Genomic DNA, 20,010 nt, shown 5'->3' on the forward strand with positions numbered 1-20,010 from the left:
CGTTTTCCTATTCTTAACAAGCTTGTCCGTCACTATTGCCATCTAGATGTTCTTGATACGCGGGGTGTCCTTTCTTAACGCCCTTCGGATATACTTTACGCAGTTCTGTACAATTCTTGAAATCCTGTGTTTCACCATAGACAGGTATTTTCACAGAATCAGCGGGATATTTCTCGCTATCAAAACCTCGGTCTGTAGTATAATCTTCCAACGTCCAAATCCCTATGCCTGATTTCTTAGCTTGTTGCTCCGCTTTTTCAAATGCATCCAGATGCCGTGTGTTAGGCGGATACACATAAGCGACTCTCGCTAAGCCCTCTTTCAATAACTGCTCTTGCACACTCTTGCCGTCTATGTAAATATACGCTAATAATCTGCCGTATTTATCGTATTTTCCGCCTACATCAAATTCGATTTCAAGATGTCCTTTTTGCAGCAGCTCTTGGTTACGCACTTTAGCTTGCTGTCCGTAAGGTTGCTTGCCAAGACGGGGATGGTTCGTTTCAGGTGTATCAATTAATAAATACCGCACATTCTCTTCTTTACCTTCAAACATAATCTTGATCGTATCGCCGTCAATTGTTTTGACTAATTCAACAGGGATAAGACCTTGACGACTCGTTTCTTTTTCCTCATCCCCAAATAGTTCCGGGAAATATATTGCCACTATCGCAACCCCTAAAGCAATCAAGAATGATGTAATCATTTTCTTGCGTTTATTTTGTTTCTCTTTGGATGTCGTTTTCTTACTCATCAGAACCTCTTTTCTATAAGCTAAAACCTAAATAGGCCAAGCCTATCCCCACTATGAACGTTACAAGTGTATAATAAATAGCTTTGAGCATTTGACCTCCAGCCCAGAACGTCCAAATCTCTTTCATTAACGTAGAATAGGTCGTTAAAGCGCCAGCCACACCCGTTGCAAAGAACAACGTCCAACTGAGTGAAAGATTTGAACCAATAATCCAGCCAATGAAGAAGCTTCCAATTGAATTAACAAGTAGCGTTCCAAATGGCATACGTTTTTGATTGAGCTTGGAAGTTAGCTCAAAACGCAATAACGCCCCTATAAATCCGCCACAGCCAACTGCTATGAAATGCCAGATCATACCGTTAACCTCCTAGCCAAAGAAAAGCCAAAGGCCGCCATAGCTAGTCCACCTACTAAACTACTAAAGACGTAGGCAACAGCAAGTCCAAAAAATCCATCACTTAGCAATTCGACTGTTTCTACACTTACCGCTGAAAACGTCGTAAATGCACCAAGGAATCCTGAAGTGATAACTGTCACTGCAAGAGAGCTAAGATTTCCCAATAGACGGGCACGTTCCACTATGTAGCAAAGTATAAACGTACCCATCATATTCACTAAGAATGTAGCGACAGGAAAAGAAGCACTGACGATCAACAGGTGACCGATCAGCAACCTTGTGCTCGCTCCAAAAGCCCCAGCCACACCTATGTACAGACGTTCTCTCATATGTTCACGACCTTATTTCATTCGATAATATATCCCAGCGAGTGCAGTACATTATGGATGAAGGATAATGTATATAAGTAGATCCCTTCTTGCTCAGGTGCTTGGATGACATCGTGCTCAACATCTTTCCATCGTTTCAATTGCAGTTCAGATAGATTTTGTGCGAATGCCCACTTGCGTGTGTAATCGGTATTGGTGATTTGATCCGCTTCCCCCGTATGCAGCAATAATGGTACGTCCTGGATAATTAGATCAGGTTGCATAACTGATTTCATAAGCGTCTGTAACTCGCGGTACCAGCCGCCCGTCACAATGGATACATACATTGGATCTTCCGCATATTGCTCCAAGAATTCAGGATTGCGCGATAGCAGTTCAGGCGTGATTTCATGATCCAATGTCATTGTTTGAGACCATTTTGTAAACATTTTCGCTCGGATTGGCGGATGATGTTCCAGATGTAGCCAAGGCGATGTGCAAATGACTCCTGCACAATCAATTCGTTCCATCTGTAATAAACGAAGTAAGAACGTAGCACCCAATCCATGTCCAAATAAAAACACAGGCAAATTATCATCTAAGCCGCTACGAATCATTTTTTTGATAAATCTCCGGTAATCTCTAAATGCCTCTGCATGCACTTCAATATTTTCTTTGCCGTGACCAGGTAAATCTCCTGCTACGACATGAAAGCCGTCGCTTCGAAATTTTTGTATGAGCCATACATATCTTCTATGATGTTCATATGCGTTATGTACAAGAACGATAACGCCTTTTGCCTTACCTTCTGCTTCCCACTTCCACAAAGTTACCACTCCTTATTTGACTAGCTTATTCTATCCGTTTCATTCTTATGTTTCACAAATACTAAATGTTTGTTACGATAAATTATACATGATTATTTAGAAATGAGGAGATTTGATTGATTTATCCATACGAAGGTAAATTGCCTGAGATTGACCCTTCCGTCTATATTGCGGACTATGTAACGATTTCAGGAGATGTAACTATAGGTCCTGAATCGTCTATATGGTTCAATACCGTTATACGCGGCGATGTATCTCCTACTATTATAGGACGAAAAGTAAATATACAGGATTTCTGCTGTCTACATCAAAGCCCAAAGTACCCATTAATTCTTGAAGATAACGTGACGATCGGTCACAAAGTCATGCTCCATAGTTGCACAATTAAAACCGGTGCACTTGTCGGAATGGGCGCTACTGTTCTCGATGGGGCTGAGGTTGGTGAAGGGGCATTCATCGGTGCTGGCAGCTTGGTAACTCCAGGCAAGAAAATTCCGCCTAACACATTAGCCATCGGTTCTCCAGCTCGTGTCGTTCGTGAGTTGAATGATGAAGATCGCGCAGATATGACAAGAATTGTCAATGATTATGCACGTAAAGGTCAATTATATAAAGCATTGCAAGAGGAGAATTAATTGGAGCACCCGTTACTAGCGGGTGCTTCTTTTAGTACCGGCTGAATGTCGGCACATATTTCGAGTATTATTGCTTATATATCATACTCACTACTATACATATGGATGTCATTTCATTTGGACCGTTCTTATAAAGGAGAAGAGTTGTGCTTGAACTGTTCTGGTCAGTTAAAAGTTTTCACTCTTCCTATGACTTATGATAGACCCAAAATGTTTCATCCATTTATAAAATTAGTAGTTAGGGTTTTTACAGAAACAAAAAAGCAGCCCGAGAGCTGCTCTTTGTTGAACTTATTTCCAGCCTACTTCATTCATTAATTCTACAGCTTTCGGATTATACTTACCGTAATCTGCGAAGTCCACTTCCTGTGGTTTGAATGTACCCCATTCAGCCATCACATCTGGTAATTTCGCTTCTTTATTAACTGGGAACTCAAAGTTTTCTGCCGTGAATTGTTCTTGAGCTTCCACAGTCGTTAAGTACTCAATCAATTTCACTGCATTTTCTTTGTTTTTACTATGTTTAATCAAGCCAGCACCACTGATATTAATATGTGTTCCTGTAGTTTCCTGGTTCGGGAAAAACACACCAATCTGGTCGAACACTTTCACATCTTCTGCTTCGTCAGAAACAGACATGTGACCTACATAGTAACTATTCATAATCGCAACATCACCAACACCTGCGACGATTGCACGGGCTTGGTCGCGGTCTCCACCTTCAGGTTCGCGCGCCAAGTTATTCACGATACCTTGAGCCCATTCTTTCGCTTTGTCTTCACCGTCAATTGCAATCAATGATGCCATCAATGATTGGTTATACAAGCTATCAGATGAACGAACAAGTAATTTATCTTTCCATTTGTCTGTTGCAAGGTCTTCATAAGTTGATAATTCTTCCGGCTTCACGCGATCTTTTGAATAGACAATCACACGCGCACGAGTAGATAATCCGATCCATTCGTTGTCTGTGTCCCGAAGCTCTGCTGGCACTGCCTTATCAATTTCTTCAGATTCAATTGACTGCAAAAGACCTTCTTCTTTCGCTGTGTTCAAGATCCCGCCATCCACCGTAATAAATAAATCAGCAGGTGAATTTTGTCCTTCACGTTTAAGACGCTCTATTAATTCTGGTGCTTTCGCTTCAATCACATTTACTTTAATGCCAGTCTTCTCCGTGAAGTCTTCATAAAGAACTGTATCCACGTCATAGTGTCTAGCCGTATAGACGTTTACTTCTCCACCAGTCTTCTCATCTTCTGTTGCATCAGTTGTATCTTCAGCGGGAGTTTCTTCTTTTACTGATTCGTCCTTTTGTTCCTCTTTATCGGAACTTGAGTTACAAGCGCTTAAAACTGCCGCCAGCATCAATAGGGCGAATACCCATAAAAACTTCTTCACATTGATTTCTCTCCTTGTTTTCTCATATACGTTGCATATCTCCAAACGGTAATGAGAATCATTTTCAGTACTAAAGAAATTGTAATACAATATCAAGTAGAAGTCTAGTATTCATTTTCTTTTATTTCTATAAATAAAAAGAGAGTGTCGGAAATATATCCGATACTCTCTAGGACAACGTTAAACAGGTATTGATTCTTTGTCTGAACCAATATACGTTGCACAATCAATATAAATGATTCGATCACAAATCGCGTCCACATCAGCTTGATCATGTGATACAAACAGACATGTACTATTTGCCTTTTGTAAGATATCTCGAACTTCCATTCGAATCAATGACTTCAAATTCGTATCTAGATTACTAAACGGCTCATCCATCAACAGGATGGAAGGTGAAGGCGCCAAAGCCCTTGCCAATGCCACACGTTGCTGTTGTCCCCCGCTAAGTTCATGTGGATAACGTTTGGCAAACTCTTGCAATTGAACAAGTTCCAACATTTCATTCAAACGCTTCTTTTTCTCAGGACGCTTCATCTTGTGCAAGCCAAAGCAAATGTTTTCGCTGACTGTCAAATGCGGAAATAGTGCATAGTTTTGAAACACCATACCCACACCGCGCTTCTCTGCCTCGATATACGTGTTATCTCCTACAATCAATCTGCCGTCAAGTTCGATACTGCCTGCCGTAGGATCTTCCAAACCTGCAAGCAATCGTAGCAAAGTACTTTTTCCACTACCACTCGCACCTACAATCCCTACGATTTCCCCTTTTTTAATCGTAAAAGAAAAGCGATCAATGACAGGCTGCTGTTTTTTTGAATATTGAAATGATAAGTTTTGAATGTCTACGAACATTGTTCTCACTTCTCCTCAAATCTTAAAATTATAATCACCGACAAGATGCTTAGACAAATTAATAACAGAGAGGATGGTGCAGCTTCATATATTCTTTCATCAATTGCATATTGATATGTCCGAGTCGCGAGCGTATCAAAGTTAAATGGTCTCAACAGTAAGGTCAGCGGTAGTTCCTTCATAATTTCGAGGAATGCCAACGCAAATCCAATTAAGATCGAACCGCGTAATAATGGAAACTCTACTTTCCAAAATGTGTATGTCATACTTCGTCCTAGTAAGAAAGAAGCTTCACGATAAGATGGTGGTACTTTTGTATAACCTGACTCAACCGAGTTGAATCCTTGCGCCATAAACCGAATAACGTATCCTGTGATCAGCATAGCGATCGACATACTTAATACGAGTGAGCCCGATTCTACACCTAACAGTTTCGGATAAATAAATGCCAGTTTCTCATCTAGCGTAATAAATAAAGCAAGTACCCCAATTGCAACGACTGCTCCTGGTACCGCATAACCGGACGTCATAATACGCGCAAGTAAATTTGACGAAGCGGATGGATACAAGTTAATCGTACGGGCAGCCAAAATCGCAAAGAAGCTTATAATCAATGCACCGATGAGAGCGGCCACTAAACTATTGGTTATTAAGGTGATGAAGTCTGCGCGCCATACTTTTTCATATGTTTTTAGTGACCAATAGATCAGTTGAACAAAAGGAATTAAAAAGGCACTGAAAAATACAATAGAACAAGAAAGGAATGCTAGCCAAGCAGTCCATCCACGTAATTTTTTACGTGCGAGTGGTCTGCTTTGTGTCACGTTCGTATCGTACTTCCTACCTTTTCGTAAAAAGCGTTCGAGCATGAAAATCCCTAATATAATGACGAGCAACCAAGCAGCTAAACGCATAGCCGCATTGATATCATACATCCCGAACCACGTTTGGAAAATCGCCGTGGAAATCGTACGTACGCCAAAGAAACTGGCTACGCCATAATCACTTAACACTTCAAAGATGACGAGCATCGATCCTGCGATGATGGCAGGTCGTGCAATAGGTAATCCTAAACGGAAGAACATTTGGAAACCATTCAATCCAAGAGTTTTAGCACTCTCAATATACGATGCGCTTTGTTTTTCAAAATAATTGAGCGCAATCATATACACATACGGATAAAGGAATAATGTGAGCACAAAAACCGCTCCACGCAATGACATGATCTCGATCGTGCCCGGTGTGAATTGATAATCAAAATAATTACGGAACAACGATTGAATGACGCCGGTATAGCTTGTCATTGTACTGTATGTATAAGCCGCTATATAAGGCGGTATAGCCAAAGGTATAATCAACAGCCATTTAAACTGTTTCCGTAATGGAAATTCATAGGCCGCGACAATCCAGGCCAGTACTAATCCGATGGTCGTTGAAAGGAACCCGACAGACCCAACTAAAATCACTGACCCTTTTACATAGTCAGCAAGCAAAAATTCTTTAATATGTTCCCAGTTTTCGCCTGTCGGCTGGAAGAAACTCAGTACAACGTAGGCGACCGGCATAATTATGACGAGTGCACCAAGCATTGTAATGATGAACCAACTATTTGCCCGACGACGAATCTCTCTTAGCCATATAGATGTTTTCATATACTATAATACCAACTTTACTACGCACGATGGCGGTTATGGTGTACGTTCATGGTGACTTAAATAGTATAAGTCACACTCAAGTATATACAAACTCTCTGTACATTCCAATGTTTTCATAAGAATTCAACAAATCGTTACTGTTGACGTTCTCCAAAAAACTACATGATGATCGAGTGGAATTACACAATGAATTTGTTTACAGTGAGACTTCGTATATAAAAATGAAGACAAACTCTTTTAACGGAGTTTGTCTTCATGTGAAAATACACGATCGATTTTCTATTCTAAGCCAGTTTCTCATTTTCCTTTCTAAAGAAACCGAAAATACCTACTGTTTGTACGATATTGGTAAATGCTTGCGGATCCGTCTCATTGATAATCCGTTCCAAGTCATATAGTTCATATCTTGTGATTACGACATACAGCATGTTCTTATCTTCTTTAGAGTAAGCACCTTTAGCGGGCAGTATAGTAATTCCACGCACCATTTGACGATGGATTGCTTGTTGAAGATCGTCTGCTTTGTGCGTGATAATCATCGCAGTTACTTTTTCATGTCGTGTATGAATCATGTCAATCACTGACGTAGTAACGTATAACGCAACCATTGTGTAAAGTGCGTTTTCCGGTTCATATAGGATACCAGCGAATACGATAAGAATACCGTTTAACACTAGAAAGTATACACCGATTGGTTTATCTTGCATGCGAGAAAGAATCATCGCAACGATGTCCATTCCGCCAGTAGATGCACCTAGCTTCAAGGATATTCCTACACCAACACCTGCCAGTACCCCACCAAATACCGCATTTAGCATAATGTCTTCTGACATAGAACGCAGTGGCAATAATCCAAGGAATAGTGTAGTGAACGCAACGGATAATATACTATAAATAGTGAAACCTTTTCCTACTTTAAACCAACCCAGAATAAAGACCGGTATGTTGAACAGTAATAATAAAACACCTGTACTAATTGTCATGCCTAAGTGGTCTTTTAGAACACTTGATACTAACTGTGCTGCACCCGCAAATCCACTCGCATAGACGTTTGCATTGATGAGAAAGAAATTTAATGATAGAGCCATAAGTAGCGATCCAAAAATAACTACCGTCACTCGTTTTGCTTCAATGAAAAACATAGCGACCTCCTCTGGTAAATAACAATTTAATGCACGAACTAGATTATATCTATTCTTACCTCATAATGGTACCCCTAAGCATCATTGGTTATAAAAAAGTCGTTATGAATAGGACTATTCACTTTTCATTTTTGCCATTCCACTATCAAGTTATTAAAAGTGTACTATAAAGCATAAGTCCCTATTACATTGCCAAAATAATAAATACATTTAGTAGAGCAGTCCGAAAGTTCCAACTATGGTTTATACGGTTTAATTCGAGACCATAACGGCTATATTTAGAGGGGGAATCAAGGAGGAAATGCACGATGAAAACAAACAAAAAAGTAAGTGAATCAAAGCGAGACAAAATGATTGAAGAGCTCGTTTCAAATGGGGTATTTAAAATTGATGGGAAGCAACTGTACGAATTACCGCTTCAATTATTAATGCAGGAATATGAAGCGTTCGGTCAAACTGACATTCAAATGTAATGAGAAAGAAGACATGCTAAATATGGCATGTCTTCTTTTCATTTACGTTTAGCGATCACATGGTCATTAGTAGGTATGCACCTATGATTTATTCATTTCATTTGCCTGGTCAACAGAAAAACTGAAGAGCCTCCTTTATAGGCTTGCTCTTCAGTTCTCAATAAAACGTATGCAATTATTAGCGATGTAATCTTTTTTCCACATCGTCTACGATGTCTTGTACCGAATTGCCTTCAATGCTCACCACAGGAAAATCGAATTGGTCGATGTTGACGTCGCTCAAGGCACGGATTACGCCCATGTCATAACCGCTCAGCTGTTCATCACTTGCGAACATCGTCACTTCATGTCCTTTTTCCTCTAGTGCTTTTTTCACGTCGTCAAATGGTACTTCTACAGCTATTTTCGCCATATTCCATTCCTCCTCAAAATACTACATGTATTCCGTTAATACTTCATAACTTCCCATTCTTACTTAAATTAAACATGACTTCTTGTAATATGTTTAGAAAATAATAATAGTAAAACGATTTGTTTTGAGTGAAGTGGGTACTTTACAATTAAAGCTATCGAATTATTACACAAAGAAGAATTTATAGAAGGAGTCGACTTTAATGTTTGGTTTAGCAGATCTCCTTAGCTTGATAATTTCATGTTTCATCATTTTACCTGTCGTTACATTTATAAGGGAGGCTGGCTATTTTATAATTAGTGGTCTTTTTGGTGTAAATAATGCCAGATTGACCATTGGGTCTGGACCCAGACTCTTTAAATTCGGTGTATTTGATATACGGAAATATTATCATATAAATAGCTGGTTTACATTTGATTCAGTCAAGAGACAAAGTAATTTTGCTTATATATGCATATATGCTGGGCCAATTTTAATTAACGTCGTCGTGGCGCTCACAATAAATGCACTCATTGCAAATGATTTTTTTGAGGAGTCCAAAACATTTTGGAGCCGTTTTATATTCTACGCCTTCTATTTCGTTTTATTTGACTCCATTCCGATGAAAACCGTAAATGGAAAACCGAATAACGGGATGATTATTTATGAGCTTCTACGATATGGCAAACGAATTGACTTTAATGAAGAACCCTTTATTCTCGGCACGACAGAAGCGGAAGAAATGTATCAAGAAGAAATGGATAAAATTGAAAAAGTAAAAGAAGAAATTAAAGAAGAAATCATTCAAAATGATAGCTCTTCTCCTGACAAGAAGAGGAAGTAAACTGATTCCTTTTCATATTTCGCTAGCAAATAAATAAAAAGTGCAGAAATAGGAAATGACTCCTCTTTCTGCACTCATTACTTTATTGCTTCACACGTACTGTACTTGCAAGATCTTTCAACGCTTCCACTTTATCTGTCTGCTCCCATGGCAATTCAATATCAGTGCGTCCAAAGTGACCGTATGCTGCCGTTTGTTTGTAGATTGGACGACGCAGATCGAGCATTTTAATAATCCCTGCCGGTCGAAGGTCAAATAATTCACGTACGAACTCCACTAATTGAGTCTCCGATAGTGTACCGGTATCAAATGTATTGATCGAGATAGAAACTGGGCTCGCTACTCCAATAGCATATGCCAACTGAACTTCACAGTGCTCAGCCAGTCCAGCTGCAACGATGTTCTTTGCCACATAACGTGCCGCATAAGAAGCCGAACGATCCACTTTCGTAGCATCTTTCCCCGAGAATGCACCGCCACCATGACGGGCATATCCCCCATACGTATCGACGATGATTTTACGTCCAGTCAATCCAGAGTCCCCCTGAGGACCACCAACAACAAAGCTGCCAGTAGGATTTATGAAGTATTTAGTGTGCTCGTCCAATAAGTTTTTTGGAACAACTGCATCAATCACCACGTTCTTTATATCCTGCTCGATTTGCTCGAGTGTTGCTTCAGGGTGATGTTGTGTGGAAATAACGATTGTGTCAATTCGCACGGGATTATTATCTTCATCATATTCTACCGTTACTTGTGTTTTACCGTCAGGACGTAAATAGGATATAAGTTCTTCTTTACGAGCTTGTGCCAGGCGTTGTGCCAATCTATGAGATAGGCTGATTGGCAAAGGCATTAATTCTGGCGTTTCATTACATGCATATCCAAACATCAGGCCTTGGTCACCTGCACCGATTGCGTCTAATTCTTCATCAGACATAGAGCCTTCGCGTGCTTCGAGTGCCACATTGACACTTGCAGCGATTTCAGGAGATTGCTCATCAATGGACGTAAGTACAGCGGACGTTTCGTAATCGAAGCCGTATTTCGCACGAACATACCCAATTTCCTTAACAGTGTCGCGAACGACTTTTGGAATATCCACATACGTTGTCGTAGTGATTTCTCCCATTACCAATACGAGTCCAGTCGTTATACTCGTTTCACATGCCACACGCGCATTTGGATCTTCCACTAAGATCGCATCTAAAATTGCGTCTGAAATTTGGTCGCACATCTTGTCAGGATGGCCTTCTGTAACTGATTCTGATGTAAACAGTCGACGGTTTGTCATGTTGTTTCCCCCTATATTAAGCATCATGATACGGTACTCTCATAAGTCCCTGGTAAAGTTCCACGCCTAGACGTCAAGCATATACCATAAGGATTCAGGGCTAGACAATATAAAAAGCCCTCCACTCATATTTAATAAATGAGTAAAAGGCAAAATTTCACGCGCAGCACCTTTCACTCTTATCGTCCAAGGAATTAAACCTTGCTTCAGGTTTGGCACCTTCGCGTTAGACTCACATCTATTGCAGGTTGCCGGGTTTCACAGGGCCTGTACCCTCCACCAACTCGGGATAAGAGTATCCGTTCATGTCACATCGTATTAAAAAGTTTGGATTTTGTCAAATTATTTCTTTCAAATCACTTGAGTTTTTAATTAGTATAGATTAATATTCTTAATGTGTTATACTATTTACGAATTAGGATATTCCAGGTAAGATAAAAATAAATCGACTACGCAAAGGACGGTATGTAAACATGATATCTGCAAAAATTGATGATAGTTTAAAAAGTCTTCTTAGTGGAAGCAACGTGACGATCCAAGCGTCTGTGGCAGAACTAACGGAAAAAGCAGTTGCAAGAGGCGAAGCTAAACTTTCTGCTGACGGTGCGATCACTGCACGTACAGGTAAATATACAGGACGCTCACCTAAGGACAAATTCATCGTTGAAGATGCAGTGTCTAAGGATAAAGTAGATTGGGGTAGCACGAACAGTCCGATTTCAGAAGAGATCTTTGATTCATTATACACGAAAGTCATCGAACATTTGAAGAAAAAAGACGAACTGTTTGTTTTTAAAGGATTTGCAGGAGCAGATAAAGACTCTCAATTGTCTATCCAGGTTATTAATGAATTAGCTTGGCAAAATCAGTTCGTTCACCAACTTTTCATCCGTCCAACTGAAGAAGAATTGAAAGCACATGAATCGCAATTCACCATTTTGGCAGCCCCTTCATTTAAAGCAGATCCAAAAGTGGATGGCACAAACTCTGAAACGTTCATCATTTTATCGCTTGAAAAGCGAATTGTTTTAATTGGTGGAACAGAATATGCTGGGGAAATGAAGAAATCTATTTTCTCTGTTATGAACTACTTACTTCCTGAGCAAGATATCCTATCCATGCACTGTTCAGCAAACGTTGGAGAAGAAGGCGATGTTGCTTTATTCTTTGGTCTTTCTGGAACAGGTAAAACTACGCTTTCGGCAGATGCTGACCGTAAACTTATTGGTGACGATGAGCACGGCTGGTCTGATAATGGCGTGTTTAACATTGAAGGTGGATGTTACGCAAAATGTATTAACCTTTCTGCTGAAAAAGAACCTGAAATTTTCGGAGCAATTCGTTTCGGTGCTGTTTTAGAAAACGTAGTACTAGATGAAGAAACACGCATTCCTGATTATGATGATAAATCATTAACAGAAAACACACGTGCTGCATATCCAATCGAAAACATTGATAATATCGTGACACCATCTGTTGCTGGTCATCCGAAGAACATCATCTTCCTTACAGCTGATGCTTCTGGCGTATTGCCTCCGATTTCTATTCTTACAAAAGAACAGGCAATGTACCACTTCTTGAGCGGTTTCACTTCCAAACTTGCTGGAACTGAGCGTGGAATCACTGCTCCTGAACCAACATTCTCTACTTGCTTCGGTTCACCGTTCCTTCCACTCCCTGCCGCAACGTATGCAGAGATGCTTGGAAAGAAAATAGATGAGCATGGTTCAAAAGTATTCCTCGTGAATACAGGATGGACTGGCGGAATCTATGGTGTAGGTTCACGTATGAACTTAGGCTATACACGTACGATGGTACGCGCAGCAATCGCTGGTAAGTTGGATAATATCGAAACAAAGAAGAACGAAATCTTTGGATTAAATATGCCTCTTGAAATCGAAGGTGTGCCAAGCGATGTTCTCCACCCTCGTGATGCTTGGGAAGATCCACAAGAATACGATAAAGAAGCAAACCGTTTGGCTGATGCTTTCCGTGAGAACTTCAAGAAGTTTTCTCATGTTTCTGAAGACATCGCGGTCAAAGGCGGACCACCTGTCATTAAATAATGTCATACGAAAGAGGCTGACCAATCTGGTCAGCCTCTTTTTGCGTCAATATGGTTATCACTTAACAGCAAGCCAATGTTCATTCTTGCCGCTTCATCCAATTCACTGCTTCTTTCACAAGCTGTCGATTCATTTCAGGAGGAATATAATGCGTATAGCCTTCCAAGTACCAAGTTTCAAACTCTTTATCCGCATCACGTAGTGCGTTCTCCAACAATAATGCCTGTTGGAAAGACACATTCGTGTCAAGAGTCCCGTGGATAATCAGTGTCGGAATATCGATATTTTCTATCTGGAATAGTGCCGTTCTTTCACGATACGCATCCGGTTGATTATTCGGTGTGCCACCGATGACACGTTTCATCATACGCCGCATATCTTGTCGCTCTTTGTATGTGAAGACCACGTCGGAAACTCCCGCCCAAGTCACCATAGAAGTTAAATCATCGCGCATTATAGCTGTCCATAATGCCATGATACCGCCTCTGGAAAAAGAGAATAGATGAATGCGATCTGAATTGACTGCACTTTGCTGTTTAAGTACTTCCACTCCCGTCACTGCGTCATTGCGATCCTCTCCAGCAAATTCATCCTTTCCTTCACCGCCACGATTGCCACGATAATAAGGAGCGAATACTACCAGTCCATGCGATGCAAATTGTGCAATACGCGCTGGTCTAACCATCCCTACATGTTGGATGCCGCCACGTAAATAAAGCAATCCATCATACCGTCCTTTTGCTTTTGGTGTTGCCAGAAGTCCTTTTACAAGCAAGCCGTCAGAACTGTACGTGATTTCTTCCAATCTCACATGGGGGTTTGGAGAGGGATAGTCTTTCCTTCGTATGATTTTGCCATCAGTTTGTTCTATCATTCGCTTCCACCCACTTCCTAAGTTCACCCATTCCGCGGTCTTTCATGTGAAAGCTGAGCTCTGTACAAGCATCTAGTTCAGCGTCTGTCATCCATAAGGCACCTTCTGTTTCCATTAATGTAAAGTCTTTTTCTACATGTGTTATATCTCCTGTGAAAACGGCCTTACAAAAAGGTGGTTCAGTAAAGACGACATATTCAGCAAATGAATGAATATTTTCTATAGTGACTCCTGTTTCTTCCATCGTTTCACGAATAGCCGCTTGTTCAATTGTCTCTCCTGGTTCTGCTTTTCCACCGGGAAACTCGATTCCACGTATTTTATGTTTGGTCAATAACCAACGAGCGCCGTGCTTAATCATAACGAGCACATGGCGGGATTCAATATGATGTGGGTTAGGTCCAAAAGTCAGCTCAACATGGGCTCCCTGTAAATCTTCAAATTTCAGCAATATGGATCACGTCCTTTCCCTTAGTGTAGCGGAAAGGTGAGCGGAGAATCAACGAAATAGCGGCAGTTTCTCGATAAAACGTTTAGACTCATCGTCAGTAAATTCATGAATCAAAGCAAAGATCTTTTTCAATCGTACATCCAATTTGTCATTGTCTTGATCATAGTGATATTGCGCATACGGTACATGTGAGCGGAGAAAGTTTTGGAATTCCAGTTGTTCCATTTGGGAAAATAATTTTTCGAATATTGGATATACTTCTCTTGTTACTTCTACTTTGTATTCCCATGTCGAAGAATGAGGATCTGTGAGTACTAATTTGTTATTAAGTGATATATACATCGGATATTTTTCTTCTATCATAATCATCCTACTTTCTTTTTTACGTAGGATGCCTCGTAAAGAAAAAATTATTCTACAGCAAAATTGAGGCTAAGATATAACTAAAAAAACAGTCCGTTCCCCTACGCTACAAAAGGCACGCTTGAGTTGGCCTTTTTCCGCTTCGTACACTCTTGATTACTAACGAATTAAACTTACTAAATAAGTGTCAGTGAATTAGAAAAGGTATGAAGGTGTCTTCTCCTTCATACCTTTTGAGGCTTTGTCCCAGCCACCTTCAAATTAAATCTCTTGATCCTGTTCTTCATACACTACTTTTTCAACTGCCAACGCTACGTTAATGTGTACATTGGGATCTAATGGGTGTGGTACTAAATCGTCGCGCTTTGTGCTATCGACAATGGCCAAAGCTGCAGCGATCAGCATGGGGTACGTAATAGCTTTCGCATTTGCATTTAATGCGCCACGAAAGATGCCCGGAAAGCCTAGGACGTTATTGACTAGACGACCATCTGCTGCATAGGCTGCGCCTGCTTCTAAAGCGGTTTCCGGAGTGATTTCTGCGTTGGGGTTCGATAAAGCCAAAATGATTTGACCTTTACGAACCATTTCTGGCTTGATGAGATTAGCAACACCGGTTGTCGCAATGACTACATCGCATGTCTCCATGATTTCTTCCATTGTTTCAACGACGGTTCCACCGTGTTTCGCTAACATCTCTTTCGCATGGGGATTAGGATCTGTCCCCTTCATTTCCTCTACACCATATGCCATAAACATACGACTGATTGCTAAGCCAGCTGCGCCTAAACCAATTTGTCCAACTGAAGCATTAGCCAGATCCACTTCAACATGTTTGCATGCTGTAAGTGCTGCTGCCAATGCTACGACTGCTGTACCGTGCTGATCATCATGCATAACAGGAATAGGCAATTCTTTTTTTAAACGATCTTCGATTTCAAAGCAATGCGGGGAACCGATATCTTCCAGTAAAATCGCACCAAATCCTTGATGAATATGTTTGATCGTTTCTACGACTTCATCGGGATTGCTTGTATCAAGTAAAATGGGGATCCCACTAATACCGACGAATTGATCAAACAAGACAGCTTTTCCTTCCATAACCGGCATACCCGCTACAGGACCAATATCTCCAAGCCCTAAAATAGCCGTACCATCTGTCACAATTGCCACAGTATTTGAAATACCTGTGAAATAATTTGCCTGTTCCGGATCTTCTTGGATCGTTTTGCAAACACTTGCCACACCTGGTGTATACACTCTCCGTAAATCTGCCAGAGAACGGATTTCATGAGTGGCTTTCATATGAATTTTTCCACCTTCATGCATTTGCAATACATCATCTGTAATCGCTTGAACTTTAATACCTTGTTTCAAGTTTTCAATCGCCACAACGATTTCAGCCAAATGCGCTTCATCATTACATTGCAACGCGATTTCTCTTATCGTAGAAAGCGTTCCTACTTTAATCGTTTGGATGTCACCTATGTCTCCATTTAGTTGACCAATTGCCATAGTTACCTTACCAAGATTCCCTGGTTTAGAAGGGGTTTCAATAATTAAATTACGTAAATACTGTCCTTGAGCCATCTTCACTATACCTCCTACTATGTTTTATTATATTTATATTCTACAGCATTTCTGCCAACTTCCATAAAAAAACACACATCTCTACTTATCCAAGATGTGTGTTCTTCATTCAAGCCTTGATATCAATAGAAACGCCCTTTGTTGGATGCGTTACAGATTGGTTTTCAAGGCCGTTCAGCATATCATTCATAGCAGAAGTCTCCATTGAAAGAGCCTTGTTCATGATGCTCATTTGAACGGTTGATTGCAAGCTTCTCAACTGGCCGGACATAATCGAATTGATATCCATATCGTTCAACCCCTTCCCGGTATTCACTTCTTGCTATCGGCTACTATTTTTATAATTGAAGGTTTTACTCGTTTGTTTCACCGAGAAATGCATTTAACATCCACTGATGCTTCTCCACGCTCTGATAAACCGCATTTAACATATCTTCCGTCATATCATCTGAATCCTTCGCTGCAAGTTCCATGCCCTTTTTCAATGATTTCATTACTTTGTCAAAATCATCTACTAGCGTTTGCACCATGTCATTTGCTTTTTCTGTGCCTTTTGCTTCGTCGATCACAGATTCGGATAAATGCTGCGATAATGTTGCAGTTGGTTCACCGCCCAACGTCAGTACGCGTTCCGCAATTTCGTCCATATGCGCTGTTGCTTCATTATATAATTCCTCAAATTTAGCATGCAATGTGAAGAAATGACTTCCTTTTACATACCAGTGGTAATTATGAAGTTTTGCATACAACACCGACCACGTAGATACTTGTTTGTTTAGTTCTTGAATTAATTCCTTAGACATAAAAAAACACTCCTCTAATCGTTTTATGCTTCTCTCTTTTAATTTACCACATATATAGGTAAACTAAACCTTATTACGTCAGAAGGTGATGGAGATACTGAAGAAAGCATGTATACAACTAATCCGATTCTATCAGAAGTTTATTTCCCCCTTATCACCGCCCTCTTGCCGATTTCATCCAACGTGTTCACATTACGCGGTGGAAGCAATGGAGACGCACGGAGCGCTAAAAGGGAGTTGGCTTGCGGTAATGAGGATTTTAAAATGTCACCCATTTCATAAAGGCGGATTTGATCCGGTCCCTCCAAAAAAATCAGAGACTAAATAATCTGGACTAGGTTGCAAACATACATCATATCTTGTATGATGAGAAAACAATCTAAATAGTAATCATTCCGATTACATCACGGAGGCTTTTTGAATGAAAAATCGTTTACTACTGCTGGCAACCGCTTTGCTGCTAGTATTAAGTGGTTGTAACAATAGTACAACTACTGAACCGGATGATACGTCATCCGAACAATTACTCGTTTACACTACTGTTTACCCATTACAATACTTCACTGAACGGATTGGTGGAGAGTACGTTGACGTGAGATCCATCTATCCGCCTGGAACAGATGAGCACGTGTTTGAACCTACGCAGAAAGATATGATGACCTTAGCAAAAGGGGATTTATTCTTTTATGTCGGGCTTGGACTTGAGGGTTTTGTGCAAAAAACAGAGAAAACATTGCAGAACGAAGAGGTTCGCTTTGTTCCAATCGCTGATTATATTGATTTCGAAGAGTTGGAAGAGGGACATTCCCATGAACACGGAGAAGCGCATGATGAACATGGACATGAAGACACGGTGGATCCACACGTTTGGATATCTCCTTATCTCAGCACGAAGCTCGCGGAAAAAATTACGCAAGAGTTATCTGATGAATTGCCTGAACATGCAGAATCATTCAAGAAAAATTTTGACGTTTTATATGATGAACTAGAAGAATTGGATCGCGAATTTAAAACGATGGCAGATGCAGCGCCAAACAAAACATTCTTCGTATCTCATGCAGCATTCGGCTACTTGGCAGACGCTTATGGGTTACAGCAACTTGCTGTATCTGGTCTTGATTCTCAGAATGAACCTTCACAAAAAGAACTAGCCTCTCTTGTAAAAGAGGCAAAAGAACAAGACATCCAGTATATTTTATTTGAACAAAACGTCAGCTCGAAATTAGCTGAAGTCATCAAAAAAGAACTGGATGCCGAAGCCCTTACTTTGCATAATTTGAGTGTCCTTACTGAAGAAGATATCCAGAAGGAAGAAACGTACTTTACTCTCATGGAACAGAATCTGAACGTACTAAAAAAAGCATTAGGTAACTAACAGTGGATGCATACTCCACTGTTTTTTTATAACCATTTTTTCAATTCGAACCGCATGAGTTTATTCGATGCATTACGCGGCAGTCTCTCCACAAAGCGAAATTCTTTCGGTAGTTTATAACGTGCTAGGCGTTGGGAACAGAAATCTACCAGTTCTTCCGTGTTAGCTGTGCCAACGAGAAATGCGACGGGTACTTGCCCCCACTGCGGATCCTCTTTACCACATACGCCAGCTTCCCTAATAGCGGGATGCGCTAGCAATACATTTTCAATCTCGGCAGGATACACATTCTCCCCACCTGAAATAATTAAATCAGCACGTCGATCTACAATGAATAAATAGCCTTCTTCATCAAGATAGCCAGCATCCCCTGTAGCAAGCCAACCGTCTTCAGTCAACACACTGCGTGTACTTTGACTTCCGATGTAACCTGGCGTCACGTGAGGACCTTTTATGAGCACTTCTCCTACTTCACCTGGTTGAACGGTATCTTTAATTGAAATTTGATTAAAAAATAACGGTTTACCCGCTGAACCTACCTTTCGTACCGCATCTGCTTTTCCAAGTGTCGTCGTTTGCGAACAGGTTTCAGTCATACCATACGTCTGAAGGATCGGTAGTCCACATGCCGTCGCGCGCTCCAAATAATCGAGTGGCACCGGTCCGCCACCAACGAGCATTGTTCGGAATTGAGGATGCGCTTTGTTATGATCCGCTTCCATCACACGGACAATTTGATCCAACGTCAGGGCAACGACCGAAATAGCTGTTACATTTCCCGCAACAATTTGTGAAGCAGCTTCTTTTGCATCAAATTTTTCGTACAAGCGCATTTCCATTCCATAGATGACTGCGCGAATAACAATCGAAAGTCCACTGATGTGGAATAAAGGCATCATGCACAGCCAGGAATCGTTGTCGGTCAACCCAAGATTCAGCGCAGAAGCAAGTGCGCTCGACGTATGATTGCCTGCTGTCTGTCGAACTCCTTTAGGTACGCCTGTAGTGCCTGAAGTATACATAATTGATAGCGTTTGATCTTCAGTCCACTGTTCTAGCATGATAAACTCTTTTCGTTCGGACCTTCGAACTGCTGAATAAGATAAGCTCTCGATATCATCTACATTCAGATGGATCTGTATGTGATCATCAATCAGCACTAGTTTTGCCTCGGAATCGCGGACTTGCCAGTGTAACTCTTGTTTTGTCAGCCGATTGTTCAGACAGACCACTTCCACACTTAATAACCAGCAAGCATGGATGAAGAGTACCGTTTGTTCATTGGAGTGGCTTAGCAGCGCCACCCTACTCTCTGACTGAACACCGAGATGGTGAAGTTGTTGTGCGATTTCAAGGGATTGCTCATATAGTTCCTGATAGGACCAATGTCCTCGTTCGGTAACTAAAGCGGACGCTTCAGGTGTCAATTTGGCCCGTTGCGCAAGCCAATTTGGGATCATCATAGCTATCTCCTCCAATTAAAGTAAACAGAATGAAAAAGCTGCCCAT

At 40.8% G+C, this 20,010-nt stretch carries 23 protein-coding genes and 1 riboswitch; of the genes, 6 read left to right on the forward strand and 17 right to left on the reverse strand.

Annotation, left to right across the window (positions count from 1 at the left end; all coding sequences use genetic code 11):
• Positions 1–13: 13 nt before the first annotated feature.
• The 4 genes from CSV63_RS04065 to CSV63_RS04080 are packed head-to-tail and all read right to left on the reverse strand — an operon-like array spanning position 14 to position 2,295.
• Positions 14–754 (reverse strand): thermonuclease family protein, encoded by a 741-nt coding sequence (locus tag CSV63_RS04065; RefSeq protein ID WP_099694703.1) that lies wholly within the window; start codon positions 752–754, stop codon positions 14–16.
• Between the two features lie 13 nt (positions 755–767).
• Positions 768–1,109, reverse strand: a complete 342-nt coding sequence (locus CSV63_RS04070) for a fluoride efflux transporter FluC (protein WP_099694704.1) — start codon at positions 1,107–1,109, stop codon at positions 768–770.
• Complete coding sequence (locus CSV63_RS04075) at positions 1,106–1,480, reverse strand: fluoride efflux transporter FluC (protein WP_099694705.1); 375 nt, start codon at positions 1,478–1,480, stop codon at positions 1,106–1,108. Before CSV63_RS04075 ends, CSV63_RS04070 begins: the two co-directional genes overlap by 4 nt.
• 17 nt (positions 1,481–1,497) lie before the next feature.
• On the reverse strand, positions 1,498–2,295 hold the full coding sequence (locus tag CSV63_RS04080) for an alpha/beta hydrolase (protein ID WP_099694706.1): 798 nt from the start codon (positions 2,293–2,295) through the stop codon (positions 1,498–1,500).
• Between the two features lie 107 nt (positions 2,296–2,402).
• Here CSV63_RS04080 and CSV63_RS04085 point away from each other — a divergent pair, with 107 nt between their 5' ends.
• On the forward strand, positions 2,403–2,921 hold the full coding sequence (locus CSV63_RS04085) for a gamma carbonic anhydrase (protein ID WP_099694707.1): 519 nt from the start codon (positions 2,403–2,405) through the stop codon (positions 2,919–2,921).
• Between the two features lie 291 nt (positions 2,922–3,212).
• Here the strand turns inward: CSV63_RS04085 and CSV63_RS04090 are convergent, their stop codons facing one another.
• The 4 genes from CSV63_RS04090 to CSV63_RS04105 all read right to left on the reverse strand — a co-directional run bounded on the left by CSV63_RS04090 (position 3,213) and on the right by CSV63_RS04105 (position 7,977).
• On the reverse strand, positions 3,213–4,328 hold the full coding sequence (locus tag CSV63_RS04090; protein WP_369823797.1) for a Fe(3+) ABC transporter substrate-binding protein: 1,116 nt from the start codon (positions 4,326–4,328) through the stop codon (positions 3,213–3,215).
• Positions 4,329–4,502: 174 nt separating this feature from the next.
• Positions 4,503–5,180, reverse strand: a complete 678-nt coding sequence (locus tag CSV63_RS04095) for an ABC transporter ATP-binding protein (RefSeq protein WP_099694708.1) — start codon at positions 5,178–5,180, stop codon at positions 4,503–4,505.
• A 5-nt stretch (positions 5,181–5,185) separates the two neighbouring features.
• Positions 5,186–6,832, reverse strand: a complete 1,647-nt coding sequence (locus CSV63_RS04100; protein WP_099636766.1) for an ABC transporter permease — start codon at positions 6,830–6,832, stop codon at positions 5,186–5,188.
• A 287-nt stretch (positions 6,833–7,119) separates the two neighbouring features.
• The gene (locus tag CSV63_RS04105) at positions 7,120–7,977 is read right to left on the reverse strand and encodes a YitT family protein (protein WP_099694709.1); all 858 of its coding nucleotides are present in this window, start codon (positions 7,975–7,977) and stop codon (positions 7,120–7,122) included.
• A gap of 308 nt (positions 7,978–8,285) precedes the next feature.
• On the opposite strand from CSV63_RS04105, the gene CSV63_RS04110 reads away from it, so the two are divergent.
• On the forward strand, positions 8,286–8,450 hold the full coding sequence (locus CSV63_RS04110; RefSeq protein ID WP_099631378.1) for a Fur-regulated basic protein FbpA: 165 nt from the start codon (positions 8,286–8,288) through the stop codon (positions 8,448–8,450).
• A gap of 178 nt (positions 8,451–8,628) precedes the next feature.
• Here the strand turns inward: CSV63_RS04110 and CSV63_RS04115 are convergent, their stop codons facing one another.
• Positions 8,629–8,862: a YkuS family protein gene (locus CSV63_RS04115; protein WP_099694710.1), complete on the reverse strand. Its 234-nt coding sequence runs from the start codon at positions 8,860–8,862 to the stop codon at positions 8,629–8,631.
• 202 nt (positions 8,863–9,064) lie between these two features.
• On the opposite strand from CSV63_RS04115, the gene CSV63_RS04120 reads away from it, so the two are divergent.
• A complete protein-coding gene (locus CSV63_RS04120; RefSeq protein ID WP_099694711.1) occupies positions 9,065–9,685 on the forward strand; it encodes a hypothetical protein in 621 nt (206 codons plus the stop codon).
• Positions 9,686–9,767: 82 nt separating this feature from the next.
• Here the strand turns inward: CSV63_RS04120 and metK are convergent, their stop codons facing one another.
• Positions 9,768–10,979 (reverse strand): methionine adenosyltransferase, encoded by a 1,212-nt coding sequence (metK, locus tag CSV63_RS04125; protein ID WP_099694712.1) that lies wholly within the window; start codon positions 10,977–10,979, stop codon positions 9,768–9,770.
• A 176-nt stretch (positions 10,980–11,155) separates the two neighbouring features.
• Positions 11,156–11,275: riboswitch (SAM riboswitch) on the reverse strand.
• Positions 11,276–11,452: 177 nt separating this feature from the next.
• On the opposite strand from metK, the gene pckA reads away from it, so the two are divergent.
• Positions 11,453–13,045 (forward strand): phosphoenolpyruvate carboxykinase (ATP), encoded by a 1,593-nt coding sequence (pckA, locus tag CSV63_RS04130; RefSeq protein ID WP_099694713.1) that lies wholly within the window; start codon positions 11,453–11,455, stop codon positions 13,043–13,045.
• 79 nt (positions 13,046–13,124) lie between these two features.
• On the opposite strand, the gene CSV63_RS04135 is transcribed toward pckA, so the two are convergent.
• From CSV63_RS04135 to CSV63_RS04160, 6 genes are all read right to left on the reverse strand, one after another.
• Positions 13,125–13,919: an alpha/beta hydrolase family protein gene (locus tag CSV63_RS04135; RefSeq protein WP_099694714.1), complete on the reverse strand. Its 795-nt coding sequence runs from the start codon at positions 13,917–13,919 to the stop codon at positions 13,125–13,127.
• Positions 13,903–14,370 (reverse strand): NUDIX hydrolase, encoded by a 468-nt coding sequence (locus CSV63_RS04140; RefSeq protein WP_099694715.1) that lies wholly within the window; start codon positions 14,368–14,370, stop codon positions 13,903–13,905. The genes CSV63_RS04135 and CSV63_RS04140 overlap by 17 nt, the downstream gene beginning before the upstream one ends.
• 48 nt (positions 14,371–14,418) lie before the next feature.
• Positions 14,419–14,733: a transposase gene (locus CSV63_RS04145; protein ID WP_233191943.1), complete on the reverse strand. Its 315-nt coding sequence runs from the start codon at positions 14,731–14,733 to the stop codon at positions 14,419–14,421.
• 261 nt (positions 14,734–14,994) lie between these two features.
• Positions 14,995–16,323, reverse strand: coding sequence for an NAD-dependent malic enzyme (locus CSV63_RS04150; RefSeq protein WP_099694717.1), 1,329 nt, complete (start codon positions 16,321–16,323; stop codon positions 14,995–14,997).
• A gap of 109 nt (positions 16,324–16,432) precedes the next feature.
• Positions 16,433–16,612 (reverse strand): putative motility protein, encoded by a 180-nt coding sequence (locus CSV63_RS04155; protein ID WP_099694718.1) that lies wholly within the window; start codon positions 16,610–16,612, stop codon positions 16,433–16,435.
• Between the two features lie 64 nt (positions 16,613–16,676).
• The gene (locus CSV63_RS04160; RefSeq protein WP_099694719.1) at positions 16,677–17,126 is read right to left on the reverse strand and encodes a Dps family protein; all 450 of its coding nucleotides are present in this window, start codon (positions 17,124–17,126) and stop codon (positions 16,677–16,679) included.
• An 88-nt stretch (positions 17,127–17,214) separates the two neighbouring features.
• Between CSV63_RS04160 and yidD the strand changes: the two genes are divergently transcribed.
• On the forward strand, positions 17,215–17,454 hold the full coding sequence (yidD, locus tag CSV63_RS04165; RefSeq protein WP_099694720.1) for a membrane protein insertion efficiency factor YidD: 240 nt from the start codon (positions 17,215–17,217) through the stop codon (positions 17,452–17,454).
• Positions 17,455–17,547: 93 nt separating this feature from the next.
• The gene (locus tag CSV63_RS04170) at positions 17,548–18,501 is read left to right on the forward strand and encodes a metal ABC transporter solute-binding protein, Zn/Mn family (RefSeq protein ID WP_099694721.1); all 954 of its coding nucleotides are present in this window, start codon (positions 17,548–17,550) and stop codon (positions 18,499–18,501) included.
• A gap of 26 nt (positions 18,502–18,527) precedes the next feature.
• Here CSV63_RS04170 and CSV63_RS04175 read toward each other — a convergent pair whose 3' ends face one another.
• Complete coding sequence (locus tag CSV63_RS04175; RefSeq protein WP_099694722.1) at positions 18,528–19,964, reverse strand: o-succinylbenzoate--CoA ligase; 1,437 nt, start codon at positions 19,962–19,964, stop codon at positions 18,528–18,530.
• Between the last annotated feature and the right edge of the window lie 46 nt (positions 19,965–20,010).

The sequence above is a fragment of the Sporosarcina sp. P34 genome, assembly GCF_002743375.1.
Classification (GTDB): domain Bacteria; phylum Bacillota; class Bacilli; order Bacillales_A; family Planococcaceae; genus Sporosarcina.